Origin of the sequence: Alkalihalobacterium elongatum (assembly GCF_019024285.1) — a bacterium.
Lineage (GTDB): Bacteria > Bacillota > Bacilli > Bacillales > Bacillaceae_F > Alkalihalobacterium > Alkalihalobacterium elongatum.
In genome coordinates, this window is the sequence record NZ_WMKZ01000012.1 from 12655 (window position 1) to 32965 (window position 20311).

19 protein-coding genes are annotated in these 20311 nt (G+C 41.4%); all 19 read right to left on the bottom strand.

The genetic code is table 11. The annotated features are described in order from the left end of the window. Positions 1 to 13: 13 nt before the first annotated feature. Positions 14 to 1609: an ABC transporter ATP-binding protein gene (locus GKP30_RS13080; protein WP_216829904.1), complete on the bottom strand. Its 1596-nt coding sequence runs from the start codon at positions 1607 to 1609 to the stop codon at positions 14 to 16. A gap of 14 nt (positions 1610 to 1623) precedes the next feature. Continuing rightward, positions 1624 to 2400: an ABC transporter permease gene (locus GKP30_RS13085; RefSeq protein ID WP_216829905.1), complete on the bottom strand. Its 777-nt coding sequence runs from the start codon at positions 2398 to 2400 to the stop codon at positions 1624 to 1626. A 168-nt stretch (positions 2401 to 2568) separates the two neighbouring features. Continuing rightward, complete coding sequence (locus GKP30_RS13090) at positions 2569 to 3330, bottom strand: glycosyltransferase family 2 protein (protein ID WP_407928613.1); 762 nt, start codon at positions 3328 to 3330, stop codon at positions 2569 to 2571. 15 nt (positions 3331 to 3345) lie between these two features. Next, on the bottom strand, positions 3346 to 4509 hold the full coding sequence (locus GKP30_RS13095; protein ID WP_216829907.1) for a glycosyltransferase: 1164 nt from the start codon (positions 4507 to 4509) through the stop codon (positions 3346 to 3348). A gap of 63 nt (positions 4510 to 4572) precedes the next feature. After that, entirely contained in the window at positions 4573 to 5691 is a 1119-nt protein-coding gene (locus GKP30_RS13100) for a glycosyltransferase (protein ID WP_216829908.1), read from the bottom strand. 315 nt (positions 5692 to 6006) lie between these two features. Then, positions 6007 to 6336 (bottom strand): hypothetical protein, encoded by a 330-nt coding sequence (locus GKP30_RS13105; protein ID WP_216829909.1) that lies wholly within the window; start codon positions 6334 to 6336, stop codon positions 6007 to 6009. A gap of 149 nt (positions 6337 to 6485) precedes the next feature. Further along, positions 6486 to 7493 carry a UDP-glucose 4-epimerase GalE gene (gene galE / locus GKP30_RS13110; RefSeq protein ID WP_216829910.1) on the bottom strand — a complete coding sequence of 336 codons (1008 nt, stop codon included), beginning with the start codon at positions 7491 to 7493 and terminating at the stop codon, positions 6486 to 6488. Positions 7494 to 7752: 259 nt separating this feature from the next. Further along, the gene (locus GKP30_RS13115) at positions 7753 to 9105 is read right to left on the bottom strand and encodes a C40 family peptidase (protein ID WP_216829911.1); all 1353 of its coding nucleotides are present in this window, start codon (positions 9103 to 9105) and stop codon (positions 7753 to 7755) included. Between the two features lie 733 nt (positions 9106 to 9838). Further along, positions 9839 to 10387, bottom strand: a complete 549-nt coding sequence (locus tag GKP30_RS13120; RefSeq protein WP_216829912.1) for a hypothetical protein — start codon at positions 10385 to 10387, stop codon at positions 9839 to 9841. A 206-nt stretch (positions 10388 to 10593) separates the two neighbouring features. Next, positions 10594 to 11190 (bottom strand): protein kinase family protein, encoded by a 597-nt coding sequence (locus GKP30_RS13125; RefSeq protein ID WP_216829913.1) that lies wholly within the window; start codon positions 11188 to 11190, stop codon positions 10594 to 10596. Positions 11191 to 11683: 493 nt separating this feature from the next. Then, a complete protein-coding gene (locus tag GKP30_RS13130; protein ID WP_216829914.1) occupies positions 11684 to 11905 on the bottom strand; it encodes a hypothetical protein in 222 nt (73 codons plus the stop codon). A gap of 347 nt (positions 11906 to 12252) precedes the next feature. Beyond that, positions 12253 to 13968: an EAL domain-containing protein gene (locus GKP30_RS13135; RefSeq protein ID WP_216829915.1), complete on the bottom strand. Its 1716-nt coding sequence runs from the start codon at positions 13966 to 13968 to the stop codon at positions 12253 to 12255. 280 nt (positions 13969 to 14248) lie between these two features. Further along, entirely contained in the window at positions 14249 to 14671 is a 423-nt protein-coding gene (gene fabZ, locus GKP30_RS13140) for a 3-hydroxyacyl-ACP dehydratase FabZ (RefSeq protein ID WP_216829916.1), read from the bottom strand. Positions 14672 to 14702: 31 nt separating this feature from the next. Further along, positions 14703 to 15299, bottom strand: a complete 597-nt coding sequence (locus tag GKP30_RS13145) for a transposase (protein WP_216829917.1) — start codon at positions 15297 to 15299, stop codon at positions 14703 to 14705. 163 nt (positions 15300 to 15462) lie between these two features. Next, entirely contained in the window at positions 15463 to 16449 is a 987-nt protein-coding gene (locus GKP30_RS23525) for a DNA-directed RNA polymerase subunit beta (RefSeq protein ID WP_236035077.1), read from the bottom strand. A 138-nt stretch (positions 16450 to 16587) separates the two neighbouring features. After that, positions 16588 to 17433, bottom strand: a complete 846-nt coding sequence (locus GKP30_RS13155; protein WP_216829918.1) for a flagellar hook-basal body protein — start codon at positions 17431 to 17433, stop codon at positions 16588 to 16590. A gap of 14 nt (positions 17434 to 17447) precedes the next feature. Beyond that, positions 17448 to 18266 carry a flagellar hook-basal body protein gene (locus GKP30_RS13160; protein ID WP_216829919.1) on the bottom strand — a complete coding sequence of 273 codons (819 nt, stop codon included), beginning with the start codon at positions 18264 to 18266 and terminating at the stop codon, positions 17448 to 17450. Between the two features lie 409 nt (positions 18267 to 18675). Next, positions 18676 to 19680, bottom strand: coding sequence for a rod shape-determining protein (gene mreB / locus GKP30_RS13165; RefSeq protein WP_216829920.1), 1005 nt, complete (start codon positions 19678 to 19680; stop codon positions 18676 to 18678). Positions 19681 to 19788: 108 nt separating this feature from the next. Further along, positions 19789 to 20073 (bottom strand): sporulation transcriptional regulator SpoIIID, encoded by a 285-nt coding sequence (spoIIID, locus tag GKP30_RS13170; RefSeq protein ID WP_209121801.1) that lies wholly within the window; start codon positions 20071 to 20073, stop codon positions 19789 to 19791. Between the last annotated feature and the right edge of the window lie 238 nt (positions 20074 to 20311).

Genomic DNA, 20311 nt, shown 5'->3' on the forward strand with positions numbered 1-20311 from the left:
TTATCCTCAGCACCTATTCAATACTTTTTGTTTCTGCTTTTTTGACTCGTTTTTTCTTCTTTTTAGCTGGAGCTTTTTTCTTTACTATCTTTTTAGGAGCGCCAACACTTTCACGGTATAGCTCCACCGCTTCTGTCGGGTCCCCATCATAACGGATTTGACCTTTTTCTAACCAAATGACTCGTGTACAAATTTTTTCTACGAAATTCATACTATGGGATACGATGATGACCGCTTTCGCTTTTTCCATCATATCCTGAATTCGCTCACTGGCCTTCTGTTTAAAAGCCATATCTCCAGTAGAAAGGGCTTCATCGATAATAAAAATATCTGGTTGTAAAGTCGCTGCGATACTAAAGCCAAGTCGGGCTTGCATACCGCTTGAGTATTCTTTAACAGGCTTGTCGATCACGCGTTGCAGTCCAGAGTATTCGATAATCTCGGGTGCATCCTGTTCAATTTTTTCTTTCGAAATACCTAACAGCAAACCGTTCAGGTAAATGTTATCGCGTCCAGATAACTGTGAGTTAAAGCCCGTACCGTAGCCTAACAATGAAGTCGTTTCGCCATGCAAAGCCATATGCCCTTCATCTGGCGTTAAGATGTTGGTCATCAGCCTGCATAATGTACTTTTACCAGCACCATTATGGCCAATAATTCCAACGACCTCTCCTTCCTTCACTTCGAAGTTAACGTTTCGTAGTGCCCAGAAGGTATCTTTCTTCATTTGATAAGAGACGCCGACATTTTCTGCCTTTACGACGACTCGATCTCTCACCATTTGATTGGTCTTTTGGATCTCTAGCTTCTTTCTTGGCCTTCTACTTTTAACAGGAACAGATGCCTTGTACATCTCAACAATTTCAGCGGGCTCCCCTACGGCTCTAATAACACCTTTATCTAACCAAATTAACCGATCACAGTTCTTTTGGGCGTAACGAAGACTATGGGTGACAAGGACGACCATCTTCGCCTTCTCAACGAGCTCTTTCATCTTTGCTGCTGCTTTCCTACTGAACGCAGCGTCCCCTGTGTTCAATGCTTCATCAAGGATTAAGATCTCTGGCTCTAGAAACGATGCTACGCTAAACCCTAGCCTTGCCTTCATTCCACTTGAATACTTTTTCATCGGTTGATCTATAAACTGGCCTAAGCCAGAAAACTCTTGTATTTCTTCGATAAAGGAACTGATCTTATCTTTACCGATTCCTAACATCATTCCGTTTAAATAGACATTTTCTCTACCTGTTAGTTCTTTATTAAAACCCATACCTAATGAAAACAAAGCAGATACACGACCGTCTACAAAAAGTTCTCCTTCATCAGGCTGAAGGATTCCTGAAATCATTTTACAAAGAGTTGTTTTCCCAGAACCATTTGAGCCGATAATTCCAAGAATTTCACCTTTATATCCTGTGAAATCTAAGTTTTTAAGAGGCCAAACCACTTTGTCTTTTTCGACAGTTGATTCCTTGTTTCGGCGAAACAGATTAATTACATGTGATTTATAATCATCTTTACGGGTAGCGCTAAAAGATACACCGAGATTACTTGCACGGATTACTACTTCCCTCGTCTGATCCACCGAAATATTCTCTCTTAATGTCATATGAAAAACCTCTTTTATAGTGCTTTAATAATTTTGTGTTCATTTCGACTATAATAATATAATAACCAAATGATTACTAAGATAGAAGAAATGGTAATGACGAACAGCCCGACAAATTGAGGGTTTGCTTGGTACATAAGAACAGCACGATATGAATCTAAAATAATCGCAACTGGATTATAGGCAATGACCCAGCTATATTCATCTGGCAAACGCCCACCTTCCCAAATGATCGGGGAGGCATAGAAAAATACACGTAAAATATGAGACAAAATATTATCAATGTCACGAACAAATACACAAATATAGGCCACAAATAAACTGATTGCTAATAAAAATACTAATTGAACCATAATAATTAATGGTAGATAAACGACTTGCCACCCTGGCATAACGCCAAATACAGCTAAAAAGATAGCAATAACAACTAAACCGAAAACAAAGTTAACGACTTGAGTAAATGAGGCTGATAGTGGAAAGACGGACTTCGGTAAATATACCTGATTAATAAGTGATGATTGCCTCACAATAGCTTTTGCCGATGTATTTACCGTTGTATTCATCCAACGCCAGCCGATTAATCCAATGACGAGGAATACTGCAAAGTTTTCACCGCCGCGTCCTAAAATAACGGATACTAAAAAGTAGTAAACAAGGACATTTAACAGCGGATCGAGTAACCACCAGAAATAGCCAAGGTAGCTATTGCGGTGTTCCGCTTTCAACCCTGATTTGACAAGGTATACTAATAGATCTTTTCTTTTCAACATTTCTTGTATATAGTCACGCATAAAATAAATTCACACCGCCATTCGGATATCGATCTTATAGAAGTATTTTTGGAGAGTCCATACAACTATAAATTATTAAATCTACATTATATGAATTAATGCAGCGATTAAATAACTGTGAGTTATATTGATTTTTCACTTTTAAAAGGGCTGAAATCAATAGTGCAGCTAGGTTGAGTATTTTTTCAGCTTAAAATACACATAGTGCACAAAATACCACAAGCTCCTCGGCAAACTCAGGTGCTCGATTTCGCGATAGACATGCCAGTTTTGGCGGGCCATTTTCACTTTATTGCTCGAAAGTGAGTTGCCAACTTCGCGGTATTTCGCTAGCGGCTCATTTAGGCCAAACGGCTGGAACCCTTTGCGGCTTAATTCTAGCCACAAGGCGTAGTCTTGGCGGGAGCGAATGTTGACCATTTCCACTTCCCCCGTTTTTTTCGTATCAACCATTACCGTTAAGCAGCCGATGACATTATTTTTTAGTAGATCTGTGTAGGTGACTTTTTCTGGCGCTTCAATCACTTTTCCTGTATCCGCACCCGCTTCATCGACAACTTCGTATTGCGTGAACGAAAAGGCAATGTCCTGCTCCTGCATAAACTGCAGCTGGCGCGCAAGCTTTTCAGGCGTCCATTGGTCGTCACTGTCTAAGAAGGCCAAATAGCGTCCTTTGGCATTTCTAATTGCCGTATTACGCGCAACGGCAGGGCCACTATTTTGTTGAAGTTGAATAAGCTTAATTCTCGGGTCTGCCTGTTGATACCGCTCAATGATTTCTACGGTACGGTCCTTCGAGCAATCATCGACGATGACCATTTCCCAATGCGGATACTTCTGGGCTTGGACGGATTGGATCGTCGCTTCTATGAATTTTTCGGCATTGTACGCTGGCGTTATGACCGAGATTAACGGGTTAGAATTTTCCAATGTGATCACCATTTATTAAGAATAATTCCTTTCTTGCTCTTGGACTGGAACTTTATCTTGGTTACGAAGTTCATCATACCATAAAATTAATTTCTCTTTTTCCTTGTCCCAGTTGAGTTGCTCAAGGACTGCTCGTCTTCCGTTCTGCCCCATTTGTTGGGCTTCCGCTGGGTTTTCTTTTAAATACGAAATCGCTCGTTTGATTTCCGCTTCATTCGTAGGGTCGACTGCAATCCCGCAAGCATGTTGTTCAACGAACGCCTTCCAAACAGGAAAGTTCGAACAGATAATCGGAAGCCCGAAGCTCATGTATTCAAAGAACTTCGTTAGCTCCTTCTTGTAGTAATGCTCATCAGGAGGAAAAAGCGCAATTCCTGCTAACCAATTCGTTGAAGCATAGGCTTGGTCGATTTCCGTTTTAGGAACATAGCTGTCGATACCTTCAATGAATAATTGATCCTTGTGCTCGCCTGCTTCGTCGTACATCTTGTCAGCTAGCGTTTTCGGACACTTTCCGTAAAAGTGGACCGTTGTACCTTTAGCGATTTGCGGGATTTTCGCTTGAATAAGCGCTCCACGCTCGACGGATACATTACCTGTGTAAATCAATTTATTTTCTGCAGGCTGCTCATTTACCACGTGGTTGATGACTTTTTCATTTAGTAGTGGGTAGTTTAGGATGCACGTCCCACTCGGGTTCTTTTCTTTGTAGTATTTTTCCGCGAGAATGAGCTCGAGGTTTTTCGAAAAGAATTTTTCCATGAAGCGGTACGTTTTGGCGACGAATTTTCTTAGCGGCCTCGCGATATATTCTTTTTGCATAATGCTTGTTTCGTAATCTTCGTGAATGTCGTAAATGACGACATTGTGTTTATTTTTTAACAGCCACGCCACAGGCAGAAGCTCTGGGTCATGGATCTGGTAATAGTCTGCGTTTAGCTTGCGCGCTTGTTGATACGCTTGGACCGATGACAGCAGCATGCGCAGCCATTTATTTTTGTGCTTTTTGATCGGGACGACCTGTATGTTGCTGTCTTGAATGGCTTGATCGCCTTCAGGTGCAATTAAGGTCACATCGTAGCCTGCTTGCTGCAATGATTGGCACTGTTTATAGTAAATCCGCGGGTCGAGCGGATGATGTACTGTCGTAATATGCACAACTTTTTTCGTCGTAGGCATGGTTTACACTTCCTTACAGGGGGATCTATGAGGGGGTCTGTGAACCGTCCCCACAAATAAGCGTTATTTTTTTAACGTTTGTAAAAACACGTCTTCATATTGCTTCACAATTTGCTTAGCATCGAAGTGACCAGCTCTCGTGTGGCCTTTTTCGATGATGTCGGCGAGGTCCGCTTCATTTAGCTGCAGGATGCGCAGCATGTTTTCTGCCAGGGCATCGACGTCACCAACTGGACAAAGCGCCCCGTATTCACCGTTATTAAGCACTTCAGCTGGACCTGACTTGCAGTTCGTTGAAACGACAGGTGTTCCTGTTGCTAGTGCTTCCGCGATTACGTGACTAAAGCCTTCGTGGATCGACGTTAGGATGAATAAATCGGCTTTACTAAAGTAAATGTACGGGTTGCTTTGGAAGCCGACAAAGTAAATGCGATCTTCGATATTGAGCTGTGCAGCCTGCTGCAGGAGCTCGTCCTTTAGCGGCCCTTCACCTAAGATCACTAAGCGGCTGCTTTCTTGATGATTAACTTTCGCAAAGGCATCTAGTAACGTGCGCTGATCCTTTTGCGGCACTAAGCGCCCCGCGGTAATGACGATTTTATCGGTTGTATTAAAAATTTCTTGATGGGCTGGGTCAATTTGCCCTTCTGTCAGCTGCTTATTGATGTTTTCGAGATCCACTGGATTATAAATGACTTTAATGTCCTGCGGTTTGATTTTATAGCGCTTCACGAGGTTTTCTTTGACCCCTTCAGATAACGAGACAATCTGACTTGCGCGCTTATAGACCAATCCAAAACCGATGAGCTGGAGGTTTTCACGGAAGCTTCCTCCAAGATTATCGGCCTCACGAATAACGTTTTTCGCTTTTGAACGTGACAGTTCGTTAGCTAAGATAGCGATGGTGTTGACTCTTGGGATCGTACTAAAAACGAGATCCACCTCTTCGGTTTTGATGATATTGGCGAGATCCCCGATCGAACGGCTTAATCTCGTTGTTTCTAATTTAATAAATTGAACGTCCTCTTTTAGTTCCTTTTCGTAAGAGCCGTCCATATTCAAGGTCACTAGCATCGGGGCAAACTTGTCCCTGTCTAGGTTATTAATAATATTTAAGAGCGTACGTGCTGCGCCGCCGCCACCCATTTGATAGATAAAAAATAGTACCTTAATCTTTGTCACTTTACGACCGACCTTTCTCGTCAAGCACGATTGCTGACGATGACATTCAGGCTATAAATTGCCTTCCGTTTTTCCAACAAACAATTATATCATACCTCGTTGGAAATCTCCGTTTATTCACACAGTTTTCCATATTATTATCGAGTATTACCATTATGAACGTTTGGGCGGTGGAGTAAACGGGTGGGGGTGGGGATTTTGTGGGTCGTTTGCGAAGGGCGGGGGCGTGTAATAAATGGTGCCTGTAATAAATGGTGCCAGGTACCTTCAATGCAGTAAAGGGATGAAGGTGCCTGGCACCGCAACCGTGGCACCTCAGCGGAGCTGCGGTGCCTTTTGCGGTTTTTCGGCGATCCTTTTTGCGATTTTTTCGATGAGTAGTTCGAGTTGCCGCTTTTTCGGGTTTTCCTCTAGCTTGATGAGTTCGATGGTTTTGTCGTTGATCTTTTTTTGGAGATTTTCTTGTAACTCGAAGATATAACCCACATTATCCTGCTGTCTGGATGTAGCGACTTCTATACACACTTCATCGACGATCTCCTTCTTCGTTTTCAACTCTTCTAGCGCGGCATTAGCTGCTTCTAGCGATTTATTGACTTGCTTTAGTTCATACTCTATATCGGCTTTCCAGCGATCTAAAGACATTGATATGTCACACTCCTGTTTTCTTCGGTCATTGAGGGTTTGGGTTGTTTTTAATTTTGTAATGGTTATGGGTTTGAGTTTGGGTTTCAATTTTAATTTTGATTTTTATCTCAAGTTAGACTCGGCCCTTTTTTTCACAAAGGCCCAGTTTATTCGTAACCGTTTGGGTTGTTCACTTGCCATCTCCATGCGTCTTCACACATTTCGTTTATTCCTTTTGTGGCTGTCCAACCGAGTTCTGCTTTCGCCTTTGTTGTGTCTGCATAGCAGGAGGCGATGTCACCTGGGCGGCGCTCCACAATTTGATGCGGAACCGTTCGATTCGATGCTTGTTCAAATGCTTTAATCATTTCTAAAACACTATAGCCATTTCCTGTCCCGAGGTTATAGGTATTGATCCCAGTCGTTTGGGTGACTTTTTCTAGCGCCTTAAGATGTCCTCTTGCAAGGTCAACCACATGGATGTAATCTCTTACGCCCGTGCCATCCTTCGTCTCATAATCATCGCCAAACACTTTTAATTGATCAAGCTTTCCGATAGCCACCTGGGTAATAAAAGGCATTAAATTATTCGGTACACCGTTCGGATCTTCGCCAATACGACCGCTATGGTGAGCACCGACTGGGTTAAAGTAGCGTAATAGAGAAATGCTCCAGCTTGGATCAGCCGCGTAAAGGTCACGCAGGATCTCCTCAATCATCAACTTCGTTCGCCCATACGGATTCGCTGCACTTAACGGGAAATCTTCAGAAATCGGAACACGATCAGGCTGACCATACACTGTTGCAGACGAACTAAACACTAGCTTTTTTATCCCGTATTGACTCATTAGGTCACAGAGTACTAGTGTACCTGAAATGTTGTTGTGATAGTACTGAAGTGGTTTTTCCGTTGACTCACCAACGGCTTTTAAGCCTGCAAAATGAATGACAGCTTCTATTTTATGGTTCGCAAAAACACGCTCGAGCGCTTCGCGGTCTAGTAGGTCTACTTCATAAAACGGAATGGTCTTTTTTGTAATTTCTTCGACTCGGTCGAGCGCTTCCTTTTTACTGTTCGAGAGGTTGTCAACTGCAACCATGTTATACCCTGCTTGAAGCAGTTCTACACACATATGACTTCCTATATATCCCGCCGCCCCTGTTACGAGGATCATCGCCATCACTCCTATGTATATAGTCGAGTTCTTTTAGTTAAGAAGATTGAATTGTTTACGTTTCTGAAGTGGTCGTGCTTGTTTCCATTTCGGTATTGATTTGGGATTGATGTTCTTTTTTATCGTATCATAAATGGCCAGAATTTCGGAATGAACAAGCATTCTTGTAAAGTAAAAAAACTGCACCTTCCATACAAGGATGGAGGATGCAGTTTGTTCCAGAACCGTTAATAAGGACCCAAGTTACACTTTTATTAGATTAATGAAGGCGTTTGGCTCCTAGGTAGCGTTGACTCCAGTAACTATTGCTCATACTTGTCACCGTTACACCAGTCGATGAACCACTATGAATGAATTGATTGTTACCTATGTAAATTCCATTGTGCGACGGGCCGTTTGTATAAGTTTGGAAGAAGACAACATCCCCTACACTTGGCTTGTCGACTGATCTTCCAGCGGCCCATTGTTGCGCAGCTGTACGCGGGATAGATACCCCTTGATTTCTAAATACATATTGAAGGAACCCACTACAGTCAAATCCACTTGGTGTTGTCCCACCCCATAGATACGGTGTTCCGACTAGATCAGCGGCATCGGCGATTAAGTTCATTACATTAAAAGCTTGTTGCGCTGGCTGTGGAGCAGTTGTGCTTGACTTTAGTTGTGTTTGGTTTTGAATCGTTTGCGCTCCCCCACTTGCAGCTGCTTCAATTGCACGAAGTGTTTGCGGGCCAACGATTCCATCAACCGTGATCTGTTGACTTCTTTGGAACGAGCGAACAGCTGCATCCGTCACACTACCAAAATAACCAGTTACTCGATGATCAAAGTGACCGAGCTGTTTTAACGCCTCTTGTAATTGAGTAACCCCCGTTCCACTTGCGCCTAAGCGTAAAGTTTGTGTAGTCGCAGTTGTTGTAGGTGCAGGAGAAGGTGAAGATGCCGCATTAGCTGATGGCGTTGTCTGGGCTGGTGCAGACTGCGCTGGCGCTGATGGTGCTGGAGCTTGTGATGCCGTCGACCTGCCAAGAATATGAGAAATCGTTTGTGGTCCGACAATGCCATCGACAGTTAAGCCGTGTTTCTTCTGATAGTCTTTTACCGCATTTTGCGTCACTCTTCCAAAGTAACCTGTTACTTGGTGATTGAAGTGGCCAGCTTCTTTTAGTTTTTCTTGAAGTTCCGTAACAGCTTGCCCTTGCGATCCGGCACGAAGAAGCCCTGTTGTTTGAGCAAGCGCTCCGCTTGCTGACGTTGTTGATGCCGAAGCGATTTGAGTATTCGTAGCACTTCTATTTTGAGAGTTTGAACTTAGAAGTAAGTTTAAAGTGGCATTATTGGCCACTCCAGACGTTTGGATCCCGTGCGTTCTTTGAAATTGTCGTACTGCCTCTTCTGTAATCGTTCCGTAGTAGCCCGTTGATGTATGGAAGGTAAAGAAGCCTTTAGCCCTTAATGCTTCTTGTAGTTCTTTTACATCAGGGTGATTCATCCCTTTTTTTAACGGCTGGTCACCAAGTGCTGCATCTACCATTAACGGCGCAGTCAACACAATTCCTGTAGCAAAAGTTGAAGAAATTACCGCCTTTTTCACAACCGACTTTGTACTCATTATTTTTCCCCCTAAGTGCAGAATAGTAGTTTTATAGATTTTAGGTACTATTAATATGGTCTTATATGTATTTTTATCGTCTATTTTATGAGTTTCTTTTATTATAAAGTGAAAATTATGGTAGTAGGTTACAGAAATGTTACAAAAGTCTGGGTACAATAACGTTAATTTTGTGAGTTTTTACCCTGGTTTTCGATAAAATAGTTGATTAATCCTACTTTTTTGATAGTTTTCTTGCACAACATTAGACATAGAAATTTTATTTTCGACATTTTGCGTCGTCTAATTTATAGGAGTTTTGTCGTTTTTTGATAGTAGAATTAGATTCAATAGTCATAGTTTTTATCCATTTGTTTGGGAGTGGTGTGCAGCGGCTGCAGAAGTGTGGTTTGGTAGAGGTGCGTTTTTTGGGGGAATGGGATGTTACTTTTTTGCTCTAGTTTTTCCCTTTTATTGGGGGATTTGTGTGCTTTGCTTCTCTTTAGCGTTCGTTCCTTCCTCTTTTTGGAAGTTTCAGGCGCTATACTCCTCTTTAGGGCTAGGTTCTTCCTCTCATTGGAACCTCATTGTGGTAAACGGACTAGAAGAGGCCATACGATGCCCCTGATGCCGTTGGTAACTGTAGTTGACTAGCAGGGTAGACACAGTTGGTGGAAAGGCCATGTATAGCTGCATAGAAAAAGACATTGTTAATCATTGGGTGATTAACAATGTCTTTGATTATTAGGATAAATTAGAACATCGACTCGATTTCGCCTGTTTTTCGGTCTACGTAGTACCAGCCACGAGTGGATGTGTGGCCGACGCCGCCGTTACCAGGGATAACCTCGTATACGTGAACTAAATATCTGCCGTTTTCTTCATGGTCTACGACAACATGAACGTCAGGCTCAAATTGAAGCTGTAAATAGCTTTTTACTTTTGCAATGGCTTCTTGTTCCGTTAAAAGTTCATTAGGGTCTCTATCCGTTTGTTGCTCGTTGTCTTTGGGTTCAGTGTTGCCATTGCCTTGGTTGTTATCTGTTTGGGTATCTTGGTCGTTCGTTGCCTTGTCGTTTGAACCGTTATTGTTGTTCTCTTGATCTTTGTTAGGTTTTTCTTCTTTTTCGTTATCTTGATTTGGCTCGTCTTCCGTTAGCTCTTCTTCCTCATCTATGTTTTCTTCTACTTGTTCTTCTGGTGTTTGGTCGTTAACATCCTCTATTTCTTCATTATCAACTGGCTTCGTGCACGCTGTGATTAATAGTGTTGCTGCTAATAGCATAACTAGTAAGTGTCTCACTTAGTACCCTCCCTGATGGATCTATAGATTTCTATAATATCATATTACTATAAAGGGTGCCAGGCGCCGTTAGTGCTTTAAAGCATAACTGGTGCCTGGCACCGCCATCTTCGCTCTTCACCGCATTTATTGCATTTACTCCATTTACTGCATTTACTGCATTTCACCATTCACTGCATTCGCCCGCATTCACTGCATCCCCCCTGTTATTTGTATTTTCGGTAGAGGGTGCCGATCGTATCGAGGAGGATGGTTGGCATTTTCTTTGGGATCATTCCTTTTTGGTAGTATTTATAGAATGCCTTTTTTGTATCTTCCCATTTCGGACAGTGCTCTACTTGCTTGAAGCGGGCAACGTCGACGATAACGATATTCCCTTCTGTCGTAAGGAATATATTTTTCAGGTGGACATCGGACGGGTTCAGCACTTTGTCTCTTGCTAACATTAGGGCATGATCAACTTCATAGATGACCTGTTCTGATACTTGTATACCCTGATTTAAACATTGGTATAGCGTATTTCCTTCAATGAGATCAATGACGATATAATTCGGTCCACTCTCATGTAAATTAGGATAATACGGGATGTCATCTAGTATTCTATAAATCTCAGCTTCTTTTTCTGCTAGCTCGTGATACAGCGGGTGAAACACCTTGAGGGCTAGGTTTGTCGATTTTATCTGAAAGACAGCGGCGCTTTTTCCTACACCGAGTAATTTCAAATCGATGTCGTAATTTTTCACATCTATTTTATTTCCAGTTTTAAAAGTAACACTATTGGCTAATTCATTGAATCGTTTCACTATGAGTACTCCCTTCATCGAGGAAAAATAAAAAGGCATTGGACCAATTACTTTAGTCACAATGCCTTTTTACGAGAACAAAAAAGACCTCACCAAAATAATTGGTAAAGGTCTTGCAAACAACAATAACGTTGCCAACAAAGCCGGGGATCATTCCCGTAATGACGACTTTGCTGTAAATGCTACTCCCCTTTAGGAAGAATATTTGATTAGATTCATTGTAGCGCCTTTTTATTATTTCTACAATCTTTATTTTCTTTGAAAAATAATTAATTTATTCCATTTCTACCACGTAATTAAAATGATAAAAAGTAGCTTAATATGGCCATAATTATATTAGTTGAGGGCTATTTGGCATGAATGAATATGTGCTAATGTATAGGCACTAACGAACAGCGTCAGTTATTCTGATCAGCCGATAGCGGGAGATAGATTTTAACAAAAAAAGGCTGCACAGGCACTGGCAACCTTTTTCATATAAGTAACGTTAATCTTAAGCTTCTTCGTCTTCTTCTTCAGCGTCTTCGTCAGCTGGCTCTTCTAATTCTAGCTCTGCATCGTCAGCAGGCTCTTCTAATTCTAATTCTGCACCTTCAGCTGGCTCTTCAATTCCAGCGTCATCTACTGGTGTTTCTTCATCTGTAGTCTCTCCACATGCAGCTAATACTCCTAAAGCTAAAACAGCTGTACCTAAACCTAATAAGAATTTTTTCATTTTCTTCAAACCCCCGTAATGGTTTTAATAGTGTGACTATCCAGTTTTTTGTTTCTGTTAGTCTGACGTTATCTTAGCAAACGAAAAAATCACCGTCTACCTAATTCAGGGATTTTTGGCAACATGACGGGATTCTTACAAACTGTAATAGATTTTCCCACAATTTGACTTTTTGTTGGTTTGATGCGGGTTTCGGCTGTTTTTTTCTATGATTTCCTTGTTTTTTTAGCTACAAAGTTGATTATTAGAATTTAAATTTTGATGAAAAAATGAAATATGAATCTCCGTTTTCACAGAATTCTTAGCTTCCTTTTTGAGTGATTTTTAAAATAGACTTAATGTAAAGTTCATATAATGTTTACATTTTCGGTGATATGTTTCATTTTCAACTCACAATTGCTAGGAGCGAGCGGTTCACTGAATAGATAGCCTTGGGCATGGTTGCAGCCTTCCGTTCGTAGTAGAAGAAGTTGTTCTTCTGTTTCCACTCCTTCACAAATAACAGCGAAGTTTAATGTTTTAGCCATCGCAATTATCAATTTGACAAGTACATGATTTTCTTGTTCATCACCTGAACCTTGCATAAAGGATTTATCAATTTTCAAAGTATCAATTGGCAGGTTTTTTAATTGGCTGAGCGATGAGTAACCAGTTCCAAAGTCATCGAGTGATAACTGTACGCCTATACTTTTTAGCTTTTTTAACTTATCGACGGCTTCATCGATGTGTGTAATCGCCATACTTTCTGTTATTTCTAGGCAAAGCTGTTTCGGGTTGAGTCCTGTTTCCCTCAAGGTCTGTTTGACTCTTTTTACAAAGTCTGGTCTATCAAATTGCTTTTTTGAAATATTAACTGAAAGAACTAGATCTTCATGACCGTCTTCATGCCATTTTTTCGTTTGAGCGCATGCGGTTTGTAGTACCCAGTCGTCGATTTCAGCAATGAGGCCTGTTTCTTCTGCCGCAGGTAAAAATATAAACGGAGGTAGATTGCCTCTTTCTGGGTGATTCCAGCGGATTAATGCCTCAATTCCATAAGGCTTTCCAGTCTCTATATCCATTTGCAGTTGATAGTAGACTTCGAATTGTTGTTCTGCAAGGGCTGTCCTTAAATCTCTTTCTATTTGCAGTTGTTCTATTAGCCCTTCATTAATTGAGTCGTTATATTCTTGATATTGATTTCTTCCTGCTTTTTTAGCTTGAAACAAGGCGCTGTCTGCATTTTTCAGTATCGTCGTATAGTCTGTTCCGTGCTCTGGAAAAAAACTGCAGCCGATGCTTGTATTCATATATATTTTTTCACCCGCACAAACGATAGGCTGCTGCAAGGATGCAATAATTTTCTTTGCTGACTCGTAAGCTTCTTTTTTATTTTTTAAAGGGGAAAGCAAAATCGTAAATTCATCTCCACCAAAACGGCTTACCGTTCCGTTTGCACCAATAACGTTTTGAAGTCGTTTAGCTATCTGTTGAAGCAGCTCATCTCCGATCTGATGCCCGAGCGAGTCGTTAATCTTCTTGAAGTGATCGAGGTCGAGGAACAAGACAGCAAATGTATTATGGTTCTTTTTTGCTTGGTGTATCGCCTCGTTTATGATTTTTTTGAATTGAGTCCGATTAGGAAGCTGTGTCAATTCATCAAAGTTGGCAAGGCGAGTGATTTCGGTCTCCACCTTTTTTCGGCTGGAAATGTCTTTAACTATTATAAAATATAAACTTTCCTCTACTTGCTGTTTTTGGATAGATGTGACTGTTATATTTGAAGTGAACGCTTCTCCATTTTTCCGCTTAGTTTCCAATTCTCCCGTCCAGGTGCCACGGCTATGGATGTTCTTCCACATTTCTTTGAAGTTTAAATGTGTTGCTTTTTCAGGTGATAGGAAGACATTTGGTTTTTTATAGACGATTTCCTCAAAAGAGTATCCTGTAATGTTTTCAAAGGAGGGATTAACAGCTATGATGTTTTGTTGGTAGTCTGTGATCATCAACCCATCACTCATTTGATTAAAAAGGTGCCAGACATTTTCATGATCACTAGAGAACTTCTTAAATTTCGTCTTCATCTCTTTTGGCTTCCTAACTTTATGAAAATCATAAGCCTCCCCCACTTTCTTTAGAAATGTCTTTGTTTATTTAGTAGTTATTAGCTAGTCCTATTATCTCATTTCAATTACTATTCTATAAATTTCGCCAAAATCCTACTTAAAATATGATTTTTTGGAATAAAAGAAGCGATAGGTGGATGAGTGGGTAATAACGCAGTGGTGAGGTGGGAAAAGAATGGTGCCAGGCACCTTTAACACTTCACTTCGTTAAAGGTGCCTGGCACCGTTTATGCGGTGTTTATTTGAGGGCAAACATTAATTCTGTTTCGCAGACAACTTTTCCGTCAACCGATGCTGTTGCTTTTCCTTTACCGATTGGGCCACGCAGACGAACGATTTCTACTTCTAGACGAAGTTGGTCACCTGGTTTTACCTGCTCTTTAAATCGGCAGTTATCAATACCAGCAAAGAATGCTAGCTTTCCGCGGTTTTCTTCTTTCTTCAGAATAGCAACCGCTCCAACTTGTGCTAGTGCTTCAATAATTAAGACTCCAGGCATTACTGGATAGTCTGGGAAATGGCCATTAAAGAATTCTTCATTGGCAGTAACATTTTTCAGACCGATGGCACGTTGTCCTTCCTCTACTTCTAAGATCTTATCAATCAGTAAAAACGGATAACGGTGTGGAATAATCTCTTTAATTTCTTCAATTGTTAACAAAACGCTTTACCTCCCTAAAGGTGCCTGGCACCTAATTGGTGTTTTTATTGTTATATTGTACCACAGGAAAGACGAGGTCTTGAAATTTTGACGGGCGATCACTTTGAAGGAATTTTTGATAATGGTAAGAAGATGGGTTAGGAAAGTAAGAAAGTACAGTTGAAGTTGTGATGTGAGGGTTTGGTGTATGGTAGATATACGCTGCGCAGCTGCTCCATTGATAGTCTGCTGGATTGTTGGTAATACCTGCTTCAACAGGGTTTAGGTGAATGTACTTACTTGCATCAAGGATGTAGTCGATGGCTGGAGCGAGTTTTGAAAAGTAGCGGCCTTGGAAGACATGGCCCGTTTGGTCATACCGATCATTGTAGTATTTTGCATAGCTTGCGTTGAGGAAGTGCATTACATTGGCTGGAGAGTCATCGATAGCTTCAAGGAGAAGATGATAGTGGTTACTCATGATGCAGTAGGCGTGGAGGTGAAAAGGATGACGTTGTCTTGCGGTTTCAATGAGCGAAAGGAATTGTTCATAATCTTGTTCATCGTGAAAGATGGGGAGTTTACGGTTTCCACGGTTGATAATATGTAGGACTGCACCTGGATACCACATTCTTAGCTTACGAGGCATAAAGATCACTTCCTTTGTGAAATTGGAGAGGTATTTTGCGGGGATGATGACTGTTTTTTTTGGGGACAACCTAATGTCTATTATAGTGTGATGACTTTAAAAGATAAACTCATTCTGTATATCTTTACAATTAATTAAAAAAACATCAACGGTACAAAGCCTGTTACTCGGCACCGCTGATGATATTGTAAATATGTTCCCATGTTTCTCTTTGAAGGATATCACTAGGTGTACCATTTCCTACGATACCATATCCAAACATTAAGCCAGCGATTAGGCTCAATCCGCATAACAGGATCACAATAACGACGCGTAACCAAATTGGAATGAGGCGAATTCGCTCTTTACGCTTCTTCTTGCGCTTATTTCGCTTCTCTCGCGTATCCTTTTCCGCTTCGTCTGCTTCAGTAACTTCTGGGCTTTCTTCATCCGTTGCCTGTTCAGTTGCTTCTGCTGAACGCGACTGCATGCGTGTGCGTTTTAGAGGGGGATGAGAGACAATCGTGTCCTGACTTAAGTCAACTGCACCGTCTGCATTATTTCCCGTTTCTGCTGTTTCAGATGCTTCTAGTGACGACTGCTGCTGGACTCCTCGGTAAACTTTTGTTTCCTCGGCTTCTTCGGACTCTGCAGTTGCTTCAGCTTTCTCGCTGTCTACAGCGTCTTCAGCATTTTGCGCGTCGTGAGCATTTCCAACTTCGGTAGTTTGTACGCCTTCATCAGTCTTTTCAGCGTCTTTTGCGTCTTCAATCTCATCAGCTTTTCCAGATGCTTCAGCGTCTACTGCTTCTTCCGTTTCCCCTGGAGCAGGTTCTTTTTCTCCAGCTGGGTCTGTTGTTTGAGCAGATGAAGTTTTACCTCTTGAAAATACTTTCGTTTCTTCTGCTGTCGCCGTGTCACTATCAGCTTGTTCTCCTTCTTCATGCTTTGGATCAGAAGAAGCTAATGGCGCGGCTTCGAAGACCTTCGTATTTTCATCAACCTGTCTGTTCTCTTCATGGCCTTCTTCGTTGCTTGCAGTGTCTCGTGCAGGGCGCTGTACAGCGTCATCTTTCTCTTCGACTACATGCTCATTTTCAGGCTCTGTTGCTGAATCTTTTGGTTGTTGTTCGTTTTTTAGTTTGTCTTTTTCTAGATCACGATTATCCATAACTACTCCCTGTCCTGTCTTACATAGTATAGTAGGGTTGTCGAATTCCTAGGTAAAGCTATATCTAAAAAATGCTAAGGCTAGCGCCTATCCATACAACATGGTAGCGTTAGCCTTTTCGTTCATTCATTACTAAAACTAACGGATGGAGTTTACTAACCCCATCATTTGGTCTGCCATTGAAATGGAGCGGGCATTAAATTGGTACGAACGTTGGGTTAAGATCATCTCTGACATTTCTCTCCCCATATCTACGTTAGACATTTCTAAAGCACCTTGTTTTATGCTAACTTGACCAGCGGCAATGACTCCTAGTATATCTGCTGGTACATAGCCTTGTTCAATTAAATTTTCTGGAAGTCCAAATAAATTCTCACCTAATTGTTCAAGAATTTGCGGTCGTTGGACTCTTACCATTTCGAGTTGACCTGCTGGTACGGTTGTTGTTCCATCTCTAAGTATAACAGAGATCACTCCATTTTGATCTATTTGAACTTCGGAGTGCTCAGCTGGGACAGTAACTGGTCCGTATTGACCGAGCAGAAGGTGTCCTTGTCCTGTTACGATATTAAGTACATTCGGATTGTTCGGGTTAGGTGAAAAATAAAAAGCACCGTCTCGCGTATAACGTACTTCTCGCTCGCCGTTATTGTTAGTCACTTCTATTTGAAAAAAATGATTGGGATGTTGAATCGCAAGGTCTAATGGTCGATCCGTTTGCTGAATGGACCCTTGTTCCGTTCTCAATGCTGTTTGGCCAATTTTAGCGCCTGCACCGACACGAAGACCATTTGGTGTAAGACGTCCGGTTTCCATTGATGGAACGATCTGATTATTGACTTGTTGGAATAATAGATCAGAAAAGCTGGCTTCACGGCGCTTAAATCCTGTTGTGTTCGTATTAGCCATATTATGCGCAATCGTATCCATTTTCTTTTGCAATTGTCCCATTGTTACAGATGCCGTCATCATCGATGTGTTCATGTCATTACACCTCCTTAGCCAATTCGTCCAACTTCATTTACTGCTTTTTCTAAGCTGCGATCATAGGCTTGTAGTACTTTTTGGTTTGCCTCAAAACTACGGTAGGCACTCATCATTTCTGTCATCGTTTGGGCAGAGTCTACATTTGAGCGTTCAATGAACCCTTGCTGGACTTGATAGGTAGCTTGTCCATTTCCAATCGCAGTAGGCAACTGACCATCTGCTGTAAAACGAAGCAGGCCATCGCCTTCTTTTACTAGCTGCATTGGATCTTCAGCAAGAGCTACTTGGATCTGTCCTAATGGAGCATCTGCTTCATTGAAGACAAAGCCTTCACGATTAACGCGGAATTCTTCATTGCCAACCTGGATCTGTTGGCCTGCTGTATTTAGCACATAAAAGCCTTGGCTATTTACTAGGAAACCTTGTCCGTTCACTGCGAGGTTTCCGTTGCGGGAATAACGAGCTTCACCGTCAGCATTTTGCACCGTAAAAAACAATGCGCCCTGTCTGCCTTCTTCGTTGACTGGAACCGTTCCTTGAAGAAGAGCCAGATCGGTGTTATTGCCCGTTTGTTGCAGGTCACCTTGAATAAAATTCGGTGTTCTTTCTTGCAGATAAGCACCCGTTGCTAAAGAGCCTACAAAATGAGAGCCAGGCTGCTTGTTTGAAGTGTTCATCGCTTGAATGAGCATATTTGGAAACGAACGTAATGACCCTTGGTCTGCTTTGTAGCCAGGCGTATTGACATTCGCTAAATTATTGGTCAACATCTCTTGTCGCTGTTGTTGGGCAATCATCGCCGCAGCCGAACCATAAATACCGCGAAGCATGACCTTCCTCCTTATGCGGTGCCAGGCACCTTTAATGAATTAACGTGTTAATTAGGCACCTTTAATGAATTAACGTGTTAATTTGTTGATGGGTGCTTCTTTTTCAACAAATTCACGCTTCATTTATTTCATCGGCCGAATGAGTGTCATTGTTAAGTAAGTAGTTCCATCTATCTATTCTTCTATTATATCGCCTAAACACTATGACATGGATAGAGGTAATTTTTTCTGTTTTGTGTAAAAACAGATGCGTAAGTCTTTCGATAGCCGTTCTAGTAGGTGTATTTCTGAAAACTGGGATTATCCTGTTTTTCCGAGATTATGAGACTTTGCACCTTTATCAATAGCGTTCAAATTTATCTTAAGGCGGTAGCGCGTCGTATCTTTGTCGCAGTACCGCTGGGTTGATTTAAAGACTAATTTTCCTTCTAGTCATTTTATCTAGGTTTTCTAACAGGATCCCTGTTCCTTTTGCTACACAATGCATCGGCTCGTCTGCAATAAAAACTGGAACTTTAAGCTCTTCAGCTAGCAGCTGGTCGATTCCATGCAAAAGAGCGCCTCCACCTGTTAAAATCACACCGCGATCAATGATGTCAGCCGATAATTCTGGTGGTGTTTTTTCTAGTACAGATTTGGCAGCTTGTACAATATAAGAAACAGATTCTGTTAAGGCATCCTGAATTTCATCAGAATACACTGTAATCGTTCTTGGGAGTCCACTTACCATATCCCGTCCGCGGATCTCCAATTCTTCTTGACGAGCACCTGGAAATACCGTTGCGACTTGCTTTTTGATTTCTTCAGAAGTTCTTTCTCCGATAAGGAGCTTGTACTTCTTTTTTATATAGTTGAGAATCTCTTGATCAAACTTATCTCCAGCTATTTTTATAGAAGAGGCGGTGACGATATCACCCATTGAAAGAACAGCAACATCTGTTGTCCCACCGCCTATGTCTACGACCATGTTACCGCTCGGTTGAAAAATATCCATTCCAGCACCAATCGCAGCTACTTTCGGTTCCTCCTCTAAGTAAACGTTTTTGCCACCACTTTTCTCTGCCGCTTCTCGAATTGCTTTTTGTTCAACAGAAGTAATTTCTGTCGGACAACAAATTAAGATTCTCGGCTTTGAGAAAAATCCTTTTACGTTAATTTTACCTAAGAAGTGTTTGAGCATTGCTTCTGTTAGTTCGAAGTTTGCGATCACCCCATCTTTCATGGGACGTAAAGCAACGATATTTCCTGGTGTTCGTCCGACCATTCGAAACGCTTCATCTCCTACAGCAAGTACTTTTCCAGTCGTTGTATCTAAAGCTACCACTGAAGGTTCATTTAGAACAATTCCACTCCCTTTGACATACACAAGAACATTTGCTGTACCTAAATCAATCCCTATATCCCTACCGAACATTAGTGTTATCCTCCCTGTTTTGCAAATCATTCGACAGCATTTTTGCTGTAATCCTACTAATGTTTTATTTTATCATATTTTGTCAATACAGGGATTGATTTTTTGTTTTCAATTTTGTGTTTTTACAACTTTTTCGTTCGGTTGGTCTGATTTTTTATACTTTACCTTCGTTGCCTCACCACCGCGTAAGTGGCGTATCGACTTATGGTATTCAAGAATCTCCTTAACTTCATTTGCCAACTCTTGATTGATTTCAGGTAATCGTTCTGTTAAGTCCTTGTGTACAGTGCTCTTGGAAACGCCAAACTCTTTTGCAATCGTTCGGACCGTTTTCCTCGTCTCGACGATGTACCTGCCTATCTTGATAGTACGTTCTTTGATGTAATCGTGCACACCACTCGCCTCCTAATCAATGTTGGTGATTGGTACATTTTATTAAGGAGCAAGGGTATATATACCAAAAAGTCAAGCAGGACAAGGCATTTTTTCATGCGGTAAAGGAATTATGTATTAAAAAATTATATAATTTCAAGAATTTTGTGTTTTGTCTACTAGCGCTCAACCGTTCGTATTATGAGGTTTTCGTAAAATTACAGCCTAGGGTTTTAGATGAAAAATTTTTCTGAAATTT

Bases quoted from the DNA above. Each gene is read 5' to 3' on its own strand.
- GKP30_RS13080 (WP_216829904.1), bottom strand. From the start codon at position 1,609: ATGACATTAAGAGAGAATATTTCGGTGGATCAGACGAGGGAAGTAGTA.
- GKP30_RS13085 (WP_216829905.1), bottom strand. From the start codon at position 2,400: ATGCGTGACTATATACAAGAAATGTTGAAAAGAAAAGATCTATTAGTA.
- GKP30_RS13095 (WP_216829907.1), bottom strand. From the start codon at position 4,509: ATGCCTACGACGAAAAAAGTTGTGCATATTACGACAGTACATCATCCG.
- GKP30_RS13105 (WP_216829909.1), bottom strand. From the start codon at position 6,336: ATGTCTTTAGATCGCTGGAAAGCCGATATAGAGTATGAACTAAAGCAA.
- galE (WP_216829910.1), bottom strand. From the start codon at position 7,493: ATGATCCTCGTAACAGGGGCGGCGGGATATATAGGAAGTCATATGTGT.
- GKP30_RS13115 (WP_216829911.1), bottom strand. From the start codon at position 9,105: ATGAGTACAAAGTCGGTTGTGAAAAAGGCGGTAATTTCTTCAACTTTT.
- GKP30_RS13130 (WP_216829914.1), bottom strand. From the start codon at position 11,905: ATGAAAAAATTCTTATTAGGTTTAGGTACAGCTGTTTTAGCTTTAGGA.
- GKP30_RS13135 (WP_216829915.1), bottom strand. From the start codon at position 13,968: ATGAAGACGAAATTTAAGAAGTTCTCTAGTGATCATGAAAATGTCTGG.
- GKP30_RS13145 (WP_216829917.1), bottom strand. From the start codon at position 15,299: ATGCCTCGTAAGCTAAGAATGTGGTATCCAGGTGCAGTCCTACATATT.
- GKP30_RS23525 (WP_236035077.1), bottom strand. From the start codon at position 16,449: ATGGATAATCGTGATCTAGAAAAAGACAAACTAAAAAACGAACAACAA.
- GKP30_RS13155 (WP_216829918.1), bottom strand. From the start codon at position 17,433: ATGAACACATCGATGATGACGGCATCTGTAACAATGGGACAATTGCAA.
- GKP30_RS13160 (WP_216829919.1), bottom strand. From the start codon at position 18,266: ATGCTTCGCGGTATTTATGGTTCGGCTGCGGCGATGATTGCCCAACAA.
- mreB (WP_216829920.1), bottom strand. From the start codon at position 19,680: ATGTTCGGTAGGGATATAGGGATTGATTTAGGTACAGCAAATGTTCTT.